This window comes from Moraxella nonliquefaciens (assembly GCF_001679005.1).
Taxonomy (GTDB): domain Bacteria; phylum Pseudomonadota; class Gammaproteobacteria; order Pseudomonadales; family Moraxellaceae; genus Moraxella; species Moraxella nonliquefaciens.
Genome location: NZ_LXTW01000012.1, coordinates 279,413 through 296,213 on the forward strand (window position 1 = coordinate 279,413; position 16,801 = coordinate 296,213).

Genomic DNA, 16,801 nt, shown 5'->3' on the forward strand with positions numbered 1-16,801 from the left:
ATTTATGATGAATAAATATGTTGCTTATTATGATAAATTGGTTGTGTCTTTGAAAAAAATAGACTTTTTACCACTGCTAGCAATACGTTTGTATCTTGCTCCGATTTTTATCATGGCGGGGCTGACCAAATACCGCTCATTTTATGATACAGTGGCGTGGTTTGGTAATGGTGATTGGGGGCTTGGTTTGCCTTTTGCATCCTTTTGGGCGGTCGTGGTCATTATTGCCGAATTGATTGGCGGTGTGGCATTGTTATTAGGGGTGGCAACACGTTTATTTGGTCTATTATTGGCAATCACCATGGCATTTGCCATGTTATTGGTGCATTTAAAAAATGGTTGGCATGCCATCGCTCCAACGAATCCAACGACAAACATCGCCCAATTATTTGGCAGGTATGGGCAGGCAAGTTTGGATAATTCCATACAAGCAGGTGAGCGATTAAATAAGGCTCGTGAAATTTTACAATCCTATGGTAATTATGACTGGCTTACCGAAACAGGGAATTTTGTGATTTTAAATAATGGCGTAGAATTTGGCATGACGTATTTTATTATGTTGCTTGTGCTGATTATTTATGGGGCGGGGCGTATTATCAGTGTGGATTTTTGGCTAAATAAAAGTCTGCCAATGTTAAAATAATATCATCAGATATTCATAACATATTCATAACGTACCATTTATGTGGCTTTGTTCATTTTTCTTGACCCATTGAATTATTGAGAATTTTATAAAAATGCACCAAATCAATTTACACCACTTTGATAAGAAAAGCATGGATGAGATATATCAAGCCATGTTTTCTTTTGCGTACAATCAGTTAAATCATGAACAACACGCCAAAGATGTGGTACAAGATACTTTGGTGAATGCCTTAAAATATGCCGATAGTTTTCAAGGAAAGTCCGCCTTTAAAACGTGGGTATTTGCCATTTTGAAAAATAAAATTGCCGACTTTATTCGCCAAAATAAACATTATGTAACCATCAGCGAGATGAGTGAAAATGACGATGATGAATTTTTATCCGTGCTGTTTGATGATATTGGACGTTGGCAACATGGTTCATCACCAAATGGTTTTGATAATTGCTGGACAAGTCCGCATGAAACTGCTGAGAATGATGAATTTTGGCAAGTATTGGAATTATGTTTACAAAATTTGCCAAAAGAGCAGGCACAGGTTTTTTTGATGAAGGAATATATAGAATTGGGCAGTGATGAGATTTGCCAAAATTTAAACATTACTCGCCAAAATTTATATGTGTTATTACATAGAGCCAGATTAAGATTGCAAATGTGTTTATCGGTAAAATGGTTTGTTTAGAGGGTACAATGAAACGATTTAAAAATTGCCAAAAAATGACTGAGCTTATGAGTTTATCACAAGATGAACCATTGACTTTGTCACAAAAAATGATGGTGAGATTTCATCTTTTGATGTGTCCTGAATGTGCCAGATTTGATAAAAATAATGAAATATTAAAAGTGATGATAAAACAGCATAAAAATTTGAATGATGATTTATCATGATGGTTTGTCATCAATGAGCATTTAAAAAAGCTGACTTGCCAATATGGCTTGCATGGGGTTAAAACTTTTACGATGCTCGGGCAGTATCCCATATTTATGAATGGCATCACGGTGTATTTTGCTGGCATAGCCTTTGTGTTTTTCTAGTCCATAATCAGGATAAATTTTGGCGTAATCGCTCATGGTGTTATCACGGTGAACTTTGGCAAGGACGCTGGCACAGGCGATGGATGTGTGAATGCCATCACCTTTGATGAGTGTATGAATGCACGACCCAAATGGGGCAAAGTCGTTGGACAACAGAGGCATGGCATTGCCATCTATCATGATGACAGGGTTGTCGTGAATGCCGATATTATTTAACATAATCAAATGTTCAATTGCCAGTCTCATGCCAAGCAGAGTGGCTTGATAAATGTCAATGGCATCAATGACGAATGCAGGTATGTCAATTAAAGCATAACTTTGGCAGGTCTGTTTGATGGGTTCAAAGAGCAAATTCCGCTTTTTTTCAGACAGCTTTTTACTGTCATTAATAGAAGATATGGGCGTGCCTGCCAAATCAATTTGTCCAAATTCGCCCGTAAGGTTATTATCCAAAATCACCGCCCCAACGGTCATTTGCCCAAATAGTGAACCACGCCCAACCTCATCGATGCCGATGACAAAAGTGCCTGATGGGAGTGCATGATTTTTATGGGCGATGATGGTGCAAGCGTGGGTGTGTGTATTTAGAGTATGAGCTTTTATCATGGCTTTTTAAAATCTGGTTAAAATCTGGTTAAAATCATAAAATCGTGTGTGCTAAGTTACCAAAACATGACGGTTTTTGTATTAAATTCATCGGTTTTGGTCAATCGGTGTTTGTAAGCGTGGACGGTTTGGGGTTAATTTGTTTAGTAGTACATAAGAGATGGGTAACGGCTCATCAAAAATCAGCCCTGCCAAAATCTCACCACATAATGGAGCAAAACTAAATCCCTTTGACCCCATGCCATAGACGGTATACAGCCCATCATGCCTGCCAACCTGCCCAACAAGTGGATGATAATCAGGCGTTTGGGCTCGTATGCTTGCCCGCCCGTGCAAATCTGCCAGATTGACATTGAGTTCGTTGGCAAGATTTGGCAGACTTTGGCGAAACTTATTCAAATTAAACTCATGTTCATCATCACGTACCGATGTGTTAGTATCATTGCGTACAAAACTTGCCCCCATTAAGAAAGTAAGCGTGTCATCTTTATCAAAGGCGGCACAATAACCATCATACTTTATCGGTGTGGCAAGTTTGGCTTTTAGCTCATCACAGTGCTGGTCAATGTCAAGCCATGAGACTTGTCCACGAATCTTTCTGGGATTAAACAACTCATCATTTAATAGATGACTTTCAAAACCTGCACAAATGATGACAATATCAGCGGATAATTGGTCATTGGCATTTTTTAGCATCCATTTGTCATGCTCTTTTATGACGTTGTTGGCATGAAAATGCTCAAAATGAATTAAGGGATTTGATAGAATGAAATCTGCTAATTTATGGGTGTCAATCAGTCCTGCTTTGGGCGTATGGGTGTTAATGATTTGCTTATTAAAATCATCATTATTCAAATTAAAATCATCATTGACGATGCTAATTAATTCATCAGGATAACTGTTTGCCAAATGGGTAAGTTTATCATGTGATTTTTGTGTGGGTAATAAAAAATCCATCGCCCCTGTTTGGGTAAATATTTCATCTTTTGCCAATTGATTAAAGGTTTGATAAATCCGCTCAGCATATAAAAAGCTGACGGTGGGCAGATGGTTGGGGGCATCTGATAATTGAGTTAGTTTGGGGGCAAATAGAGCTTTTGGATTGCCCGATGCTCCTGAGAGTGGGGCGATTTTATCAGTGAGCGTTACTGACACACCACGACTTGCCAAAGCGTGTGCGGTAAATAACCCCGATACGCCAGCTCCGACGATGATGGCTGTCTTTGGCGTGGGTTTGATGGCGACGGCTCTGTCAAATTTGGCGGTTATCATCTCACGCTTATGCCCAAAGCCTTTGATTTTTTGTATACTCATGCCAATGTTTATCAACGCCCGTCTGACCGTACCACTGCTGGTAAAAGTGGCGAGAGTGGCATCAGATTTGGATAAGCGTTTGATTTGACTAAAAATATCATCTGACCACAGTTCATGGTTTTTGCTGGGAGCAAAACCATCCAAAAACCATGCGTCCGCCTGTCCTGTTTTGGTGTGCATGCTTGCAAAGCTGTCATGTGCATCCCCAAGCCATAAATCAAGGCAAATATTACCAAAATGCAGGCGATGACAGCCTGATAATGCCAGTGGGTAATCATCCAGTAAAGTTGTGATGAATGGGTTGGTTTTTTCATTTTGCCATGCCAATAGGGCAGTGGTTAAATCAGCATGACTAAGCGGATATTTTTCGGTACTGACAAAATACAGACGAGCAGATGATGTGACGACTTTTTGCCAAAGTAGACAGGTTGCCAAAAAGTTTAGCCCTGTACCAAAACCTGTTTCCATGATGACAAAATGTTCATTATCATGCAGATTTGCAAAGCGCTCTGGCAGGTCATTACTCTCCAAAAAGACATGATTGCTCTCATCAAAACCGCCCGCTTTTGAAAAATAAATGTCATCAAATTGTTCGGAGATGGGTGTGATTTTCCCCAAATTATCGGTTTGCCATGTAACGTGTGCGGTTTGTATCATTGTTTATTAGGTTGATTTATTTGCGTTTTATGATGAGTGAGGCGAGAATAAAGCCAAGAGTGAACGATGTCAAAGTACTGATGACACCATAAAGAAACAACTGTCCACTACGTTCATTCACCAAGACATTAACTTGTGTGGTTAATTCGTCAATGCGTCCTTGTAGTTGGCTGTTTTTGGCAAGCAGTTCGGTATTGGCACGAGATAATTGATTGTCGTCAGGTTTGACAAGTTGTGCCAATGTTGGGGCGTTAAGGCTGTGTAGGCTGGTAGGGGCTTCATTTTCTGTATGTTCACTCTCACCCAAATGCTGGCTGGTAGTGGCAGGCGTGTCAGCTGTGTTTGTCAAAGCAGTCTGAGCAAGGCTTGATATAGACAGTGGGGCAATGACAAGCAGGGCAATCATAATGACAACTTTCATGGCAACCCTCACGCGCCACTGCCGTTAGCAGGCAAGGCTTGGATAAAGGGCTTGATGTCTACATGACTGTACACACCGCCATGCAGATAGGGTTCGTCATTTACCCATGCTCGTGCCTCATCTATGTCATTAAAGTGGGCGATGATGAGACTGCCACTCATGACAGGTTCGCCATGATTAATGGGTGTAGGGCCTGCGATGACAAGTCGGTTCTGGGCGTGTAGAGCGGTCAGTCGCTCAATGTGAGCAGGGCGAATCTTAGCACGTTTGGCGGAGCTGTCGGCGACATCATGACCGATGATGGCAAATAAAGGCATGGGTTTTCCTAATTTTGGGGTTGATTTGGGTGGTGCGTGGTATGCACCAATAAGATTTTCTACTTAATAGGTGCGTAATACGCACCCTACTGTAATTGGTGTATTTTGAAGTTAAATGATTTTAAATGTCAAATTAAAATTATTTTTTTATCGCCGTTTCATCTATCTTGATATGCTTACGCAGAACGACAAACATACCCACCATAAAACTTATCATGACAATAATGTCACCAAAGGCGGTAAATTCACCCCAATACTTACCCCCCATAAACACAAAAGCAAAAAAGGCATGCAGACTTGCCATGAATACAAAAAATCCCGCCCATGCCAAATTGAGTTTTTTCCATGCTGATGATGACATCTCAAAAATGGGGGCGAATAGTTTTTGAATGATAGATTCTTTATCACTTAAAAAAAATGGCGATAAAAATAAGGCAAGAGCAAAACCCAGATTAATCAAAATCGCTTTTAGGCGGATATAAAAATCATCTCGCAAGGCAAGGGTCAAACCACCAAATACCACCGTCATGAGTAATACAAAAATTTGCTGTTTTTGCAGACGAAATTTTTGACTGACAAATAAAAAGCCATACACGACAAGCGTGGCAAAGGTTAGCCCTGCGGTCGCTACGATAATATGATTATTACTCTCAGCCCCTGTTAGTCCAATGGCAGTTAGCAGGGGGTGAGTGGGATTATTCTTATCTGCGGTTTTGTACAGATAAAAAAAGACAATGATGGGGATATAGTCAAGTAGGGCTTTCATGGGTCTTAGGTGTCTAAAAGGTGCTATTTTACACGCTTTTGGGGGTAAAAGTAAAATAAAACCGTTTCTTTGTTGGCTAATATTATGACATACATAAATGCTAAGGCAAACTGATGTTATTTGTGGCTTTTGATGTGAGTGATTTTAAACACTCTTTCATCAATCACTCAAAAGAGCTTGCAAAGACCACAACCACATCAGTGGTATTGACAAAAGACACTGCCATCTTTTTATCAAAGAATGTGAATTTAGATTTAACCATGGCACACCATCACAAAAGATTAAAACCTTGCGAAAATGGTGTGAGGTTTAGGAGTTAATCTGGTTTGGCTCTTAAATAAAGTGGTGCGTGATTTTAGGTGAAATAAGATGAATCACAAATGCAAATCATGACCGCACCTGTCACAAAATTTGGCGTTGGATGCATGACCAAATTTACCACATTTTGGGCAAGTGATGGGGTGTAGTTGTGGCCGCATGGTGCGTGATAACTCGGAGGTAAAAATCCCTGTTGGTACGGCAATGATGGAATAACCCATAATCATCACCATGCTTGCAATCGTCTGTCCTATTGGTGTTTTGGGTGAGATATCGCCATAGCCTACCGTTGTTAAGGTTACCACCGCCCAGTAGATGGATTTGGGGATGCTGGTATAGCCATTTTCAGGGCCTTCAACGACATACATGACCGAACCAAAAATTGTAACAAGCAGTAATAATGATAAGAAAAATACGATGATTTTGTGCTGACTGGTACGAAAGGCAGCCGCCAAAAATCCTGCTTGTTGCATGTAGGATTTGAGTTTAAATACCCTAAAAATACGCAAAATCCGTAATATTCGTACCACAAGTAAATATTGTGTTCCCACAAAAAAGTAGCTAAGATAGCTTGGCAGTAATGCCAATAAATCAATCACCCCAAAAAAGCTAAACGCATAACGTTTGCGGTTGGGAGCAGAGTACAGACGCAGCAAATATTCTATGGTAAATAAAATGGTAAAAAACCATTCTGCATACAAAAATATTCGCCCATATTGCAAGCGTAAATACAGCACGCTGTCAAGCATGACCACAACCACGCTAAGAGCAATGCCAATGAGTAGTACCACATCAAAAAATCGTCCCACAGGTGTGTCTGTGCCTTCGATGACGATGTGGATTTTCTCTTTTAATGGCAGACTTTTTTTGTAAACAGGGGCTTTCATGCAAGGTACAATGAGATAAATATTGGCATATTTTATAATAAAGTTAGGATTTGAGATAGTATTTTTACAAAATTCTTGTTATGATTGATACGTTTTAGGCTTTTTACATTTGATTTATCATGAGAATCATCATCTTAATGCTACCCCTTGTCCTGACCGCTTGCATGAACATGGCGGATTTTTCTGAAAGTAAGCGTCAAACACCCCAAACTTACCCGACTTACAACCCAAATTGCCAACACCATATCCCAGCCCCACGCACACCACAAGGCTATCCAGACATGAGTTCGCCTGAATATCAAGAAACGCATCATCGCACACATTGCCCCTAGCAAATATTGGCAAATTCGCCCAAACCTTGTATAATAACCCATATTTATCCAATCAATAAAAGGTACATTTTATGGCAGGTCATAGTAAATGGGCGAATATCAAGCATCGTAAAGCCAAACAAGATGCTGCAAAAGGCAAGATTTTTACCAAAATTATTCGTGAAATCGTCTCCGCCAGTAAAGGCGGTGACCCAGACCCTGCCAATAATCCACGTCTGCGTGCCGTGCTAGAAAAAGCCAATGCTGCCAATATGACCAAAGATGTGATTAAACGTGCCATTGAGCGTGGTCAAGGGGGCGGAGAGGGCGATAATGTCCAAGAGATTACTTACGAAGGTTATGGCGTGGGCGGTGTGGCGGTCATCGTTGAGACCATGACCGACAATGTCAACCGTACCGTAGGCGAGGTTCGCCATGCCTTTGGTAAACATGGTGGCAATCTGGGCACCTCAGGATCGGTGGCGTATCTGTTCTCTAAGCGTGGTGAGATTGTCTTTGATGATGTGTCATTAGAAGATAAGGTCATGGAGGTTGCTTTGGATGCAGGGGCAACAGATATTGAAAATGACGGCGAGAGTTTGCTTGTCATCACAGAACCCAATGATTTCGGGGCGGTAATGGATGCACTGACACATGCAGGGCTAAAAGCAGACAATGCCGAGGTAACCATGTCCCCCAGTACAACAGCGGACATTGACAATATTGACGATGCCCAGCGTGTGTTAAAAATGATTGACATGCTAGAAGATTTGGATGACGTACAAGAGGTCTATACCAACGTCAATTTTAGTGATGATGTGATGGCACAGCTTGATGTTTGATAACCCACTTAACCCTAAGGAGATGTTATGAAAAAACTACTTGGAATGAGCTTATTCTCTTTAATATTAACGGCCTGCAACGATAAACCCACCGAGCAGGCATCGACCACACCAGTTACCAGTGAGTCGGATGTTGTCGCTGATATTGCCAATACCACTACAACTAAAAACCCTAATTGGGAGACTGTGATTGTGGCAACACAAGCCGATTTTCCACCCTTTTCTTTTAAGGATGAAAAGGGAATTATCGTTGGTTTTGAAAGAGATTTGTTAGAAGCAATAGCAACTGCCTCAGAATTTAACGTTGATTTTATTGATGGCAGTCGTAATAACATACAGCAAAATCTTGATGGAGATTCTGTTGGCATTTGGGCGTCTTCGATTTCTATCACGCCTGAGCGTGAACAAGTGATGGATTTTAGTGAGCCATATTTGAATCATGAGCGTGTTGTTGCAATTTTGGACAATGATGCTAATGCTAATATAAGAGATGTGTCGGATTTGGTTGGTAAAACTGTGGCATATAGCACATTTGACTCCAAAGGAGAAGAGCATGTTACTGAAATTGTCAAAGATAAATCTGCCATCGTTCCTGAAAAAACGGCATTTTTAGCATTAAAAGCTGTGTATTCCAACAAAGCCATAGGAGCGTTAGGAAACAACCGTTCTTTTGAGTATTACACCACTCATTATCCTGACCTTAAAATCCGTTTAATCCCCTTTGAGGGGAGGGTTACCAATTCTGGTTTTGCCATAAAAGAGGGTAACACTGCCCTAAAACAGAAGCTGGATATGGGGCTTGAAAAAGTTAAGGCAAATGGCACTTATGATGAGCTGTTCAAAAAATGGTTTGGTAACATTCAGAGCTGATGAATTTGTTATGATGACAAAATTGGTGGATGAAAATTATCCGCCAATTTTGTCTTTTTGGTGGTGATTTAAAACGTGTCTTACAAAAATAAGCCAAAAAATCTGATAAAATAATAAATCACAAACAAAAACGGCTTAGCCCACATGAACTGTTATTCACAAAAGGCAGTAAAATACATCGTCCAAGATGCACCATCTTATGGTGCAAGACAAGTGGTATAAGAGGCATTGTAGGGGTTAAAAAATGAGCAACGACAAGCTTTATCAACCTTCCTGCTTTTTAGCCACCATCCATAAAAACTTAGTCAAAAATCTTAATATAAGCCCCAGCTCTTAGTTCATCCATCCAATCTTCTTCGGCTTCTTGGGCTTGACGAGCAAATAGTATCTCACGAGCTTTATCTTTGCGTACTTCATTGGTCATGTCTTGTTGGCGGATATTTTCCACTTTTAGGATGTGCCAACCAAACTGTGTACGAAACGGAGCAGAAAAATCGCCAGAGGCGGTATTTTTCATCATCGCTTCAAACTCTGCCACCATTTGCCCATCACTAACCCAGCCTAAGCGACCATTTTGAACGGCAGAACCTGCGTCATCAGAATAAGTGGCTGCCATCATCCCAAAATCTGCCCCCTTTTGAAGTTCTTGATATAGGGTGTTGATTTTTTGTTGTGCCATGGCATCATTTTGGGTGTCATCGGTTTTGATGAGAATATGACTGGTTTGCCATTCGGGGATGAGTATTTGCTCAGTGGGGATTTGCTGTCCTTCGGGTGAATTTAAAAAGGCATCAACTTCTTGTTTGCTGATGTTGATGCGTGGGCGAACCTGAGCCTGCCATAATGCCACAAGGCTGGCATTTTCGATGACCTGATGACGAAGCTCGTTATAACTGCCTGCTTGTTGTTCATCAAGTGCACGCTGAAAATCTGCCAAATTATTAAAACCTTCTTTGTTGGCGATGGCAAGCAGTTCACGATTAACCAGATTTTCATCAGGGTGAAATCCTGCACGGTTCACCAATCCAAGCTGTAATTTGCGTGTGATGAGTGCATTCATGGCAAGATTTTGAATCTCAGCATGAGACAGAGCGATGCCCCTATCACGATATTCACGAGCCATGGCTTGACTGGCTGCAATGAATTCACTTTTTAGGATAATCTCATCATTGACCTGTGCCAAAATGCCATCAGCACTGCTTGTTACGCTGGGGGTGTTGGCGGTTGCAATATTTGTCATGCCAAGACTTAGGCTAACAGCAACCAGTAAATGGATAAAAGGGTGTTTCATTGTTGTTCCTATAAAATCATCAATAAAAGATAAAAGCAGGTCAGTTTAGCACTTCATTACCATCTCGTCAAATGCTATTAAAAGTTTGAATAAGGTGGCATTAATAATCTTGTTGCCATGCCCGATTGACGGTATCATAGCCCAAGACTTTATCAGACATCAGACGATTTAGCTTACTGCTACTGGTAATGCCATTTAGGCGTATTTCTGCCATGATGGCGTTATTTGCGTCCGCGTTGGGATTTAGGTCGTTGCGATAACGACGAGCATAGACCGACAGCCCATAACAGCAATCTTCATAATTAACCCCAATTAGGGCATCAAGCAGACGATTATTTTTGTTATCGTATTGGGTCTGGGTCATGACACGCCAGCGGTTGTTGATGGGAAAGACGGCGGATGCTGTATAAGCGGACAAGGCAAGCTGACCTGTGGCAGGATTGTTTTTGCGTTTGATGATACCAAAGTTATACAGTTGATTGTCTCTGGGCTGATAACGAAGCCAGGTGACGATGGTGTTTAGGTCATGGTTGGGGGTAAAAGCCCCACCAGTTTCCACCCAAAGGTTATTCATTGGCAAAATAGATGCCCGCCATGCCATCCCTGATGTACTGCCTGTAAAAACCTCACTGTCATCCACGCCCACACGAATATTATTTAAATAAATCTGCTTAGCGATGCCCCCATCAAAGCGTGTCAAACCTGTACCATCTATATAGCGATAATGTAGAGCGGGGGTGATGGCGTGCAAATCTTGAATGCGATCATAACCTAAGAACCATGAATCAGACAGCAAGCGTTCATAGCTGATTTGTCCAATGGCGGTCTCAAAGTTAGGGATTTTGCTTTGGTCTTTGTAGGGGGTGTGGGTGTATTTTAGGCGTGGCATGATGACCTGATGACCACCCAAACTGTCGTCATACAATCCAAAGGGTGAACCTGCCTTTTCAAAAAATAGCCCAGTATCTAGCCCAATTCTGGGAGCAAATACCGAATAAGTCCCCTCATCTTCGGTGAGATTTTGTCCGATAAGGCTGTCTTCATCATAAGAGGTGTATAGATGTGTCAAGGCAAGCGATGGTGTGGCATAACCCCATGAACGGGTCATCGGATAACTAAACGACAGTTGGTTATACATGCGAAAGCCTGATTTTTCCGTCTCAGAGTTGTCCTTGATGGATTTTTTAAAATAGGCAGAGTTGTGAACCCCTTTTACATTTAGCTGATTTAGTGCATCAGATTCATTACCAATCTTTGGCAAGCGATAGTGTACCGATAATTGGGGCAGGCGTGAGTAGGGTTTGTCTTTATCCAAGATGACCGTACCGTCGTTATTTTTGCCATGTAATGTCTGAAAAGTCTCAGCTCGCAAATCAGCACTGATATGGTCATTGTAGTAGCTTGCTCTAATGTTGCGTGGCAGGTTTAATGGGTTGCCTTCAATGCCAAGCGTGTCAAAGTCATTAAGATAACTGCTGTCTGAAACATAGCGATAATGAGCATGGGCGGACAGATGAGCATGGCGTTTGGATTGCCAGTGATGGTCATAAAATAGGCTTTTGCGGTCTTTATCATCATATTTGCGGTCATCGGGCAGATAAGACCCACGCAATACACCTGTGCCAACATGCTTTGTTAGGTAGCGAAATTCACCTGTGAGCATGGGATTTTTGTTGTTAAATACCGTGGGTGTGATGGTGGCATCATAGTTGGGGGCAAGGTTTAGGTAGTAGGGCGTATTGATTTCAAAACTATTAGAACCAACCCCTGCTGTTGGCAATAAAAATCCACTGGCACGTCTGTTGTCAATGGGAAAGTTAAAATACGGCAGATAAAAGATGGGTACATTACCGATTCTAAGTGTGGTATTTTTTGCCACACCACGCCCTGTATTGTTATCAATGTTAATGCTCTTGGCATCCAAATGCCATTTGCGTTCGTTTGGGGGGCAGGTAGAAAACATCACCTCTTGCATGTGGTATTGGTTATCGCCGATTTTGTTTAGGGTATGGGCGTGTCCGTGGGCATTTATGGCGGTGCTGGCAAAAGCAACATCATGTGCGATAACAGTTTTGCCATCATTGAGATGGTGTAAATCATGAGCAACCCCAATAATCCCTGCACCGCTCACCTTGCTGGCATCAGCATCAGATAATCTGTCATCACTAAACAGCACTTGTCCTGTGGCGTGCATTTGCCCTGTGCTGGGTTGATAGGTGAGCTTGTTGGCGGTGATTTGCTGACCGTCTTGCTCGATGATGACATTGCCCACAAGTTCAGCATGGTCTTTGTTATCATGGTAGGCATAGTCAGCTTGGGCGTAGAAAGTGTTGTTGTCATCACCACCTTGATAACCCAGATTTTGGCTTAAATTCTGCCTTTTGGGCAAAACCCAAACCCCGTCACAGCGTGCCACATGTCCGCCTGTGCTTGGTTTGGGGTGATAGTATTGGGTGAGCTTGGCAAAACTTTGACTTTTTTGCGTATTGGCATGATGGTCTTGACTGATGCTCTCATTGTTGATAAGTGTGGTGTCCATGCTTGGGGATGGATGAATGGGTTTGGGGGGAATGATGTCAGGGGAAGAACTTGTGATTTGGGCGGTGTTAGTTGCAAAGGTTGTCAAATCGTTATCGGTTGAGTTTGGCTCTACTTTTGTGGTCTCTTGGGTGATGGTGGCAGGCGTGGGGGCATGACCCATCATGTTGTTGGGGATTGGGTGTGTGATTTTATCGGATGTAATAAAATTTTGGGCATGACTTAGGGTAGGTAATACACCAAATAAGGCAATGCCAACACAGATGGTCAATTCGTGTTTTTTGCCAAAAAAATCCTGTTTTTGCTGTCCGTTTTGCTTGTTTTTTGTTACCTGTCCACGTGTCATGATATTACCTGATTGACTTAGGGTGATTTTTTAAATGTAGGATTGATTATTTTACCCTATTTTTGATTTAAAATTAATAGTTTTTGCATCTGTTATGAAAATTTGCCATCAAAAATATTCACCCAAAACCACTGGTATAATGCTGAAAAATTCGCTAAACTATGGCATTTATTTAAACCGTTTAAACCATTAAGGGCATACCATGACTCGCCATGATGAGATGATGAATTTTTTAAACAATCACCTAAGCACTGAGTTTAGCATAGCAAGTTTGGCAGCAGATGCCAGTTTTCGCCGTTATTATCGCATTCATGTTAAGTTAGATGAGCATGATAAAGATGAGATGACTTATCTTTTGATGGATGCCCCACCTGATAAAGAGCGTGTAACCGAGTTTGTGGCAGTGGCAGGCATTATAAGCGATGCTCTTAATGTGCCTAACATCATCGCCCAAGACATTACCAAGGGTTTTTTATTATTACAAGATTTTGGCACAACCGAATTTTCTCATTTAATCAAAGACGATAAAGAGAATATAGCTCTTTATTATCAACAGGCGTATGAGACATTAATTAAATTACAGAATTTGGATACGAATGTGGATTTGCCAGCATATGACGATGATAAATTAAATGATGAGATGAATTTATTTAGCCAGTGGTTTTTGCCTTATATTAATGTGGTATTGACAGCTGATGATGAACTATTATGGGAACAACTAAAAAAACAAGTCATCACCGATGTTCAAAATCAGCCCAAAGTCATCGTTCACCGAGATTATCACAGCCGTAATCTCATGCAAGATAAAGCCTCTGATGAGCTGGGTGTGATTGATTTTCAAGATGCACTGATTGGGGCGGATACTTATGATTTGGTCAGTCTGGTGCGAGATGCGTACATTGATATGGATGAGATTTGGGTAGATGAACAGATTAGGACTTTTTATGAATTAAAAACCCCAAACATGACATTGCATGACTTTACCAAAAATGTCAATATCATGGGCGTACAGCGACATCTAAAAGTCTTGGGTATTTTTATTCGTCTGTATCAACGAGATGGTAAAGAGCGTTATTTGCAAAATATCCCCAAAGTCATGAATGATTTGTGCCATGAACTTAACTGGCTAAGTGAGCAGGGCGGTGATGATATTTATACTGATTTTAAGGAATTCATTTATCAAAAAATCCTACCTACTTATAATCAGGTATTTATATCGGCATAAATAAATGAAAATAGGATGATGATATGATAGATTGTCCTATTTTGATGTTTGATATTTTTAATTTTAAAGTTGATGGGGTTAATTTTATTAAGGCAATTAATTTAAAAACTCAATCATTTATAAAAACTATATTTATAAAAGGCAAACCATGATAACCCAAGCCATGATTTTATCAGCAGGCAAAGGCACCAGAATGCGTCCTTTGACTCTGACCACGCCCAAGCCTCTTGTGATGGTGGCACAAAAACCCTTGGTGGTATGGCATATTGAACGCCTAAAACAGGCAGGCATTACTGATATTACCCTAAATGTCGGTCATTTGGGTGGTGTGATTATTGACTTTTTTGATGGTCGTGATTTTGGTGTGAATATTCATATTTCCGATGAGAGTGTCTTGCCTGAACCTTTGGAGACAGCAGGGGGAATTCGCCATGCACTGGCTCATCAGAAGTTAAGAGATGAACCGTTTTTACTCATTAATGGCGATGTGTGGAGTGAATTTGGATTTGACAGGCTAACTCATCATCGCCTAGGTGATGATTTGGCACATTTGATGCTCACCGCCAACCCTGCACACAATCTTACAGGTGATTTTGCTTTGATTGACGTGTCAGCAGAGGGATTGGGTAGGGTTGCCCTGCACGATGATAATGGCAATAACCACACCTTTGCTGGCATCAGTGTGATGTCGCCAAAGATGGTGGCAGATGTGGGTGTAGCAGAGATAGCACCGCTGGCACCACTGCTACGTTCGGCGATGATACAAGGGCGTGTTAGCGGTGAAATGCTAAACGATAAATGGGTAGATGTTGGCACAATAGAGCGGCTGCACGAGGTAGAGCGGTATGTTCAGGGCGTTTAAAATGAATGAGGGATTTTAAAAAATAATTTTATAAATTTCAATATGTTGCATATTTTATTTAAATTTTTTGAAAAAAACATTTGACACCCACCAAAAAATCTATATAATACGCACCACAACGAACGACATACATAACAAATAAGCATGGTTTAAATTGTTTATTAAAATAGTTAAGTAAGTCAAGTTCGGGCGGTTAGCTCAGTTGGTAGAGCGTCTGCCTTACAAGCAGAGGGTCAGCGGTTCGAATCCGTTACCGCCCACCAATAAAGTTTTATACTTTTACTAATAAAAGTAAGCGACCTTAGCAGCGGTAGTTCAGTTGGTTAGAATATCGGCCTGTCACGCCGAGGGTCGCGGGTTCGAGTCCCGTCCGCTGCGCCATTTTTAACTGGTTTTTCCAGTTTAATCCCCTAAGTCTCCCCTGACTTGGGGATTTTTTTATTTCTTTATTATTTTTATGTATCAAGTGTGTCATCTGCTTTTTGTTTGCAATTTCTTAAACTGCATTCATCATCTTTGCAAAGCGATTGGCAAACAGCACCAACCACAATCAGGGCGAGCCATTTTATCCTGTAATCTGATACAATTTGGTGCCTTCTTCTGCCATGATTTGCCGTGCCACATGAATGATAAGCTGTCTTAGCCATTTATGAGCAGGGTGGTGTTGTAGTAGGGGCGACCATGCCATTTTAAGTTCAAATTCTGGAATAAAAAACGGCGGTTCTTTGACGACGATTTGTGAATTATTTTGGGCTTGTAAATTTGCCACACGAGTGGGCAAAGTGGCAATCAAATCCTTGTTGGCGGCGAGCATGGCAGGCATTTGGTAATGGCGAGTGAACACGCTGATTTGGCGTTTTTTACCAAGTCTTTGCAAGGCTTGATCAATGGCACCCAAACCACCTGATTTGTCAGGATTAACCCCAAAACCCACGCCCATGCCAGTCTTAGACACCCAAACATGTTGAGCATCGAGATAGTCTTTTAGGTTAAGGCGGTATAAATAAGGACTGTCTGCTGACAAAAGACAGCTAAACGTATCACGCCATACCAGTACCTGATGAAAACTTTGTGGTATCTCATTAAAGCGGTTGATTGCCAAATCCACACGCCCCTGTTCCATGTCTCGATACGATACATCAGATGGGGTCAAAAAATCCAAAATCACGTTGGGAGCTTCACTTCTGAGTGCTTTGACAAGACGTGGCACCAAGGTTGCTTCGGCATAATCACTGGCCATAATCCGAAACATGCGAGAGGTACTATATGGACGAAATTCGGTGCGTGGTTCTAATAATGTCCCCACATCTAAGAGTATTTCACGAATGCGTGGTTGTAGTTCTTTGGCTCGTTCGGTGGGTGTCATACCCTCAGAGGAACGTACCAGCAGTGGGTCATTAAAAAGTGAACGCAATCTGCGTAAAATGTTACTCATGGCAGGCTGAGTAATGCCAAGCTGTTCGGCGGCACGGGTGACGTTTTTTTCACGCAGCAACACATCCAGATAAACAATAAGATTTAAATCAATTTTTTGTAAATTCATGGTTGTCCT

The 16,801-nt window shown here is 41.4% G+C and carries 17 protein-coding genes, 2 tRNA genes and 1 pseudogene; 11 read left to right on the forward strand and 9 right to left on the reverse strand.

The window, feature by feature from the left end:
• Positions 1-4: 4 nt before the first annotated feature.
• The 3 genes from A7456_RS05535 (at position 5) to A7456_RS05545 (ending at position 1,531) form a co-directional block, all read left to right on the forward strand.
• Positions 5-643 (forward strand): HvfX family Cu-binding RiPP maturation protein, encoded by a 639-nt coding sequence (locus A7456_RS05535; RefSeq protein ID WP_228141023.1) that lies wholly within the window; start codon positions 5-7, stop codon positions 641-643.
• A 94-nt stretch (positions 644-737) separates the two neighbouring features.
• Entirely contained in the window at positions 738-1,325 is a 588-nt protein-coding gene (locus A7456_RS05540) for a sigma-70 family RNA polymerase sigma factor (protein ID WP_067008407.1), read from the forward strand.
• A gap of 8 nt (positions 1,326-1,333) precedes the next feature.
• Positions 1,334-1,531: a zf-HC2 domain-containing protein gene (locus tag A7456_RS05545; protein WP_066888709.1), complete on the forward strand. Its 198-nt coding sequence runs from the start codon at positions 1,334-1,336 to the stop codon at positions 1,529-1,531.
• A 21-nt stretch (positions 1,532-1,552) separates the two neighbouring features.
• Here A7456_RS05545 and A7456_RS05550 read toward each other — a convergent pair whose 3' ends face one another.
• The 5 genes from A7456_RS05550 to A7456_RS05570 form a co-directional block, all read right to left on the reverse strand.
• A complete protein-coding gene (locus A7456_RS05550; RefSeq protein ID WP_082995461.1) occupies positions 1,553-2,284 on the reverse strand; it encodes a ribonuclease HII in 732 nt (243 codons plus the stop codon).
• Positions 2,285-2,371: 87 nt separating this feature from the next.
• A complete protein-coding gene (gene mnmC, locus A7456_RS05555; protein WP_067008410.1) occupies positions 2,372-4,255 on the reverse strand; it encodes an FAD-dependent 5-carboxymethylaminomethyl-2-thiouridine(34) oxidoreductase MnmC in 1,884 nt (627 codons plus the stop codon).
• Between the two features lie 16 nt (positions 4,256-4,271).
• On the reverse strand, positions 4,272-4,676 hold the full coding sequence (locus A7456_RS05560) for a hypothetical protein (protein ID WP_145916070.1): 405 nt from the start codon (positions 4,674-4,676) through the stop codon (positions 4,272-4,274).
• Positions 4,677-4,684: 8 nt separating this feature from the next.
• The gene (locus A7456_RS05565) at positions 4,685-4,993 is read right to left on the reverse strand and encodes a YciI family protein (protein ID WP_062498246.1); all 309 of its coding nucleotides are present in this window, start codon (positions 4,991-4,993) and stop codon (positions 4,685-4,687) included.
• Between the two features lie 139 nt (positions 4,994-5,132).
• The gene (locus A7456_RS05570) at positions 5,133-5,759 is read right to left on the reverse strand and encodes an inner membrane-spanning protein YciB (RefSeq protein ID WP_067008417.1); all 627 of its coding nucleotides are present in this window, start codon (positions 5,757-5,759) and stop codon (positions 5,133-5,135) included.
• Positions 5,760-5,884: 125 nt separating this feature from the next.
• Here A7456_RS05570 and A7456_RS11540 point away from each other — a divergent pair.
• A pseudogene (locus tag A7456_RS11540) lies at positions 5,885-6,072 on the forward strand (IS1595 family transposase); the annotation flags it as partial.
• Between the two features lie 61 nt (positions 6,073-6,133).
• Here A7456_RS11540 and A7456_RS05580 read toward each other — a convergent pair.
• Entirely contained in the window at positions 6,134-6,964 is an 831-nt protein-coding gene (locus A7456_RS05580) for an ion transporter (RefSeq protein WP_066891899.1), read from the reverse strand.
• A gap of 119 nt (positions 6,965-7,083) precedes the next feature.
• On the opposite strand from A7456_RS05580, the gene A7456_RS11175 reads away from it, so the two are divergent.
• The 3 genes from A7456_RS11175 to A7456_RS05590 all read left to right on the forward strand — a co-directional run bounded on the left by A7456_RS11175 (position 7,084) and on the right by A7456_RS05590 (position 8,987).
• Positions 7,084-7,296, forward strand: coding sequence for a hypothetical protein (locus A7456_RS11175; protein WP_145916071.1), 213 nt, complete (start codon positions 7,084-7,086; stop codon positions 7,294-7,296).
• Between the two features lie 71 nt (positions 7,297-7,367).
• Positions 7,368-8,117, forward strand: coding sequence for a YebC/PmpR family DNA-binding transcriptional regulator (locus A7456_RS05585; protein WP_067008421.1), 750 nt, complete (start codon positions 7,368-7,370; stop codon positions 8,115-8,117).
• Between the two features lie 27 nt (positions 8,118-8,144).
• Entirely contained in the window at positions 8,145-8,987 is an 843-nt protein-coding gene (locus A7456_RS05590; protein ID WP_067008424.1) for an ABC transporter substrate-binding protein, read from the forward strand.
• 301 nt (positions 8,988-9,288) lie between these two features.
• On the opposite strand, the gene A7456_RS05595 is transcribed toward A7456_RS05590, so the two are convergent.
• Both A7456_RS05595 and A7456_RS05600 read right to left on the reverse strand, forming a co-directional pair.
• A complete protein-coding gene (locus A7456_RS05595; RefSeq protein WP_067008427.1) occupies positions 9,289-10,278 on the reverse strand; it encodes a peptidylprolyl isomerase in 990 nt (329 codons plus the stop codon).
• A gap of 100 nt (positions 10,279-10,378) precedes the next feature.
• Positions 10,379-13,162, reverse strand: a complete 2,784-nt coding sequence (locus tag A7456_RS05600; protein WP_067008430.1) for an LPS-assembly protein LptD — start codon at positions 13,160-13,162, stop codon at positions 10,379-10,381.
• 202 nt (positions 13,163-13,364) lie between these two features.
• Here A7456_RS05600 and A7456_RS05605 point away from each other — a divergent pair, with 202 nt between their 5' ends.
• The 4 genes from A7456_RS05605 to A7456_RS05620 all read left to right on the forward strand — a co-directional run bounded on the left by A7456_RS05605 (position 13,365) and on the right by A7456_RS05620 (position 15,630).
• Positions 13,365-14,387, forward strand: a complete 1,023-nt coding sequence (locus A7456_RS05605; RefSeq protein WP_067008433.1) for an aminoglycoside phosphotransferase family protein — start codon at positions 13,365-13,367, stop codon at positions 14,385-14,387.
• Positions 14,388-14,535: 148 nt separating this feature from the next.
• Positions 14,536-15,249: a nucleotidyltransferase family protein gene (locus A7456_RS05610; RefSeq protein ID WP_067008435.1), complete on the forward strand. Its 714-nt coding sequence runs from the start codon at positions 14,536-14,538 to the stop codon at positions 15,247-15,249.
• 187 nt (positions 15,250-15,436) lie between these two features.
• A tRNA-Val gene (locus tag A7456_RS05615) sits at positions 15,437-15,512 on the forward strand.
• Between the two features lie 41 nt (positions 15,513-15,553).
• Positions 15,554-15,630 (forward strand) — tRNA-Asp (locus A7456_RS05620).
• A gap of 184 nt (positions 15,631-15,814) precedes the next feature.
• Here A7456_RS05620 and A7456_RS05625 read toward each other — a convergent pair.
• Positions 15,815-16,792, reverse strand: a complete 978-nt coding sequence (locus tag A7456_RS05625; RefSeq protein WP_067008438.1) for a LysR family transcriptional regulator — start codon at positions 16,790-16,792, stop codon at positions 15,815-15,817.
• Positions 16,793-16,801 lie beyond the last annotated feature (9 nt).

Coding starts and splice junctions, on each gene's coding strand:
- A7456_RS05585 (WP_067008421.1), top strand. CDS start 7,368: ATGGCAGGTCATAGTAAATGGGCGAATATCAAGCATCGTAAAGCCAAA.
- A7456_RS05540 (WP_067008407.1), top strand. CDS start 738: ATGCACCAAATCAATTTACACCACTTTGATAAGAAAAGCATGGATGAG.
- mnmC (WP_067008410.1), bottom strand. CDS start 4,255: ATGATACAAACCGCACACGTTACATGGCAAACCGATAATTTGGGGAAA.
- A7456_RS05545 (WP_066888709.1), top strand. CDS start 1,334: ATGAAACGATTTAAAAATTGCCAAAAAATGACTGAGCTTATGAGTTTA.
- A7456_RS05535 (WP_228141023.1), top strand. CDS start 5: ATGATGAATAAATATGTTGCTTATTATGATAAATTGGTTGTGTCTTTG.
- A7456_RS05600 (WP_067008430.1), bottom strand. CDS start 13,162: ATGACACGTGGACAGGTAACAAAAAACAAGCAAAACGGACAGCAAAAA.
- A7456_RS05595 (WP_067008427.1), bottom strand. CDS start 10,278: ATGAAACACCCTTTTATCCATTTACTGGTTGCTGTTAGCCTAAGTCTT.
- A7456_RS05565 (WP_062498246.1), bottom strand. CDS start 4,993: ATGCCTTTATTTGCCATCATCGGTCATGATGTCGCCGACAGCTCCGCC.
- A7456_RS11175 (WP_145916071.1), top strand. CDS start 7,084: ATGAGAATCATCATCTTAATGCTACCCCTTGTCCTGACCGCTTGCATG.
- A7456_RS05610 (WP_067008435.1), top strand. CDS start 14,536: ATGATAACCCAAGCCATGATTTTATCAGCAGGCAAAGGCACCAGAATG.
- A7456_RS05625 (WP_067008438.1), bottom strand. CDS start 16,792: ATGAATTTACAAAAAATTGATTTAAATCTTATTGTTTATCTGGATGTG.
- A7456_RS05560 (WP_145916070.1), bottom strand. CDS start 4,676: ATGAAAGTTGTCATTATGATTGCCCTGCTTGTCATTGCCCCACTGTCT.
- A7456_RS05570 (WP_067008417.1), bottom strand. CDS start 5,759: ATGAAAGCCCTACTTGACTATATCCCCATCATTGTCTTTTTTTATCTG.
- A7456_RS05550 (WP_082995461.1), bottom strand. CDS start 2,284: ATGATAAAAGCTCATACTCTAAATACACACACCCACGCTTGCACCATC.
- A7456_RS05605 (WP_067008433.1), top strand. CDS start 13,365: ATGACTCGCCATGATGAGATGATGAATTTTTTAAACAATCACCTAAGC.
- A7456_RS05580 (WP_066891899.1), bottom strand. CDS start 6,964: ATGAAAGCCCCTGTTTACAAAAAAAGTCTGCCATTAAAAGAGAAAATC.
- A7456_RS05590 (WP_067008424.1), top strand. CDS start 8,145: ATGAAAAAACTACTTGGAATGAGCTTATTCTCTTTAATATTAACGGCC.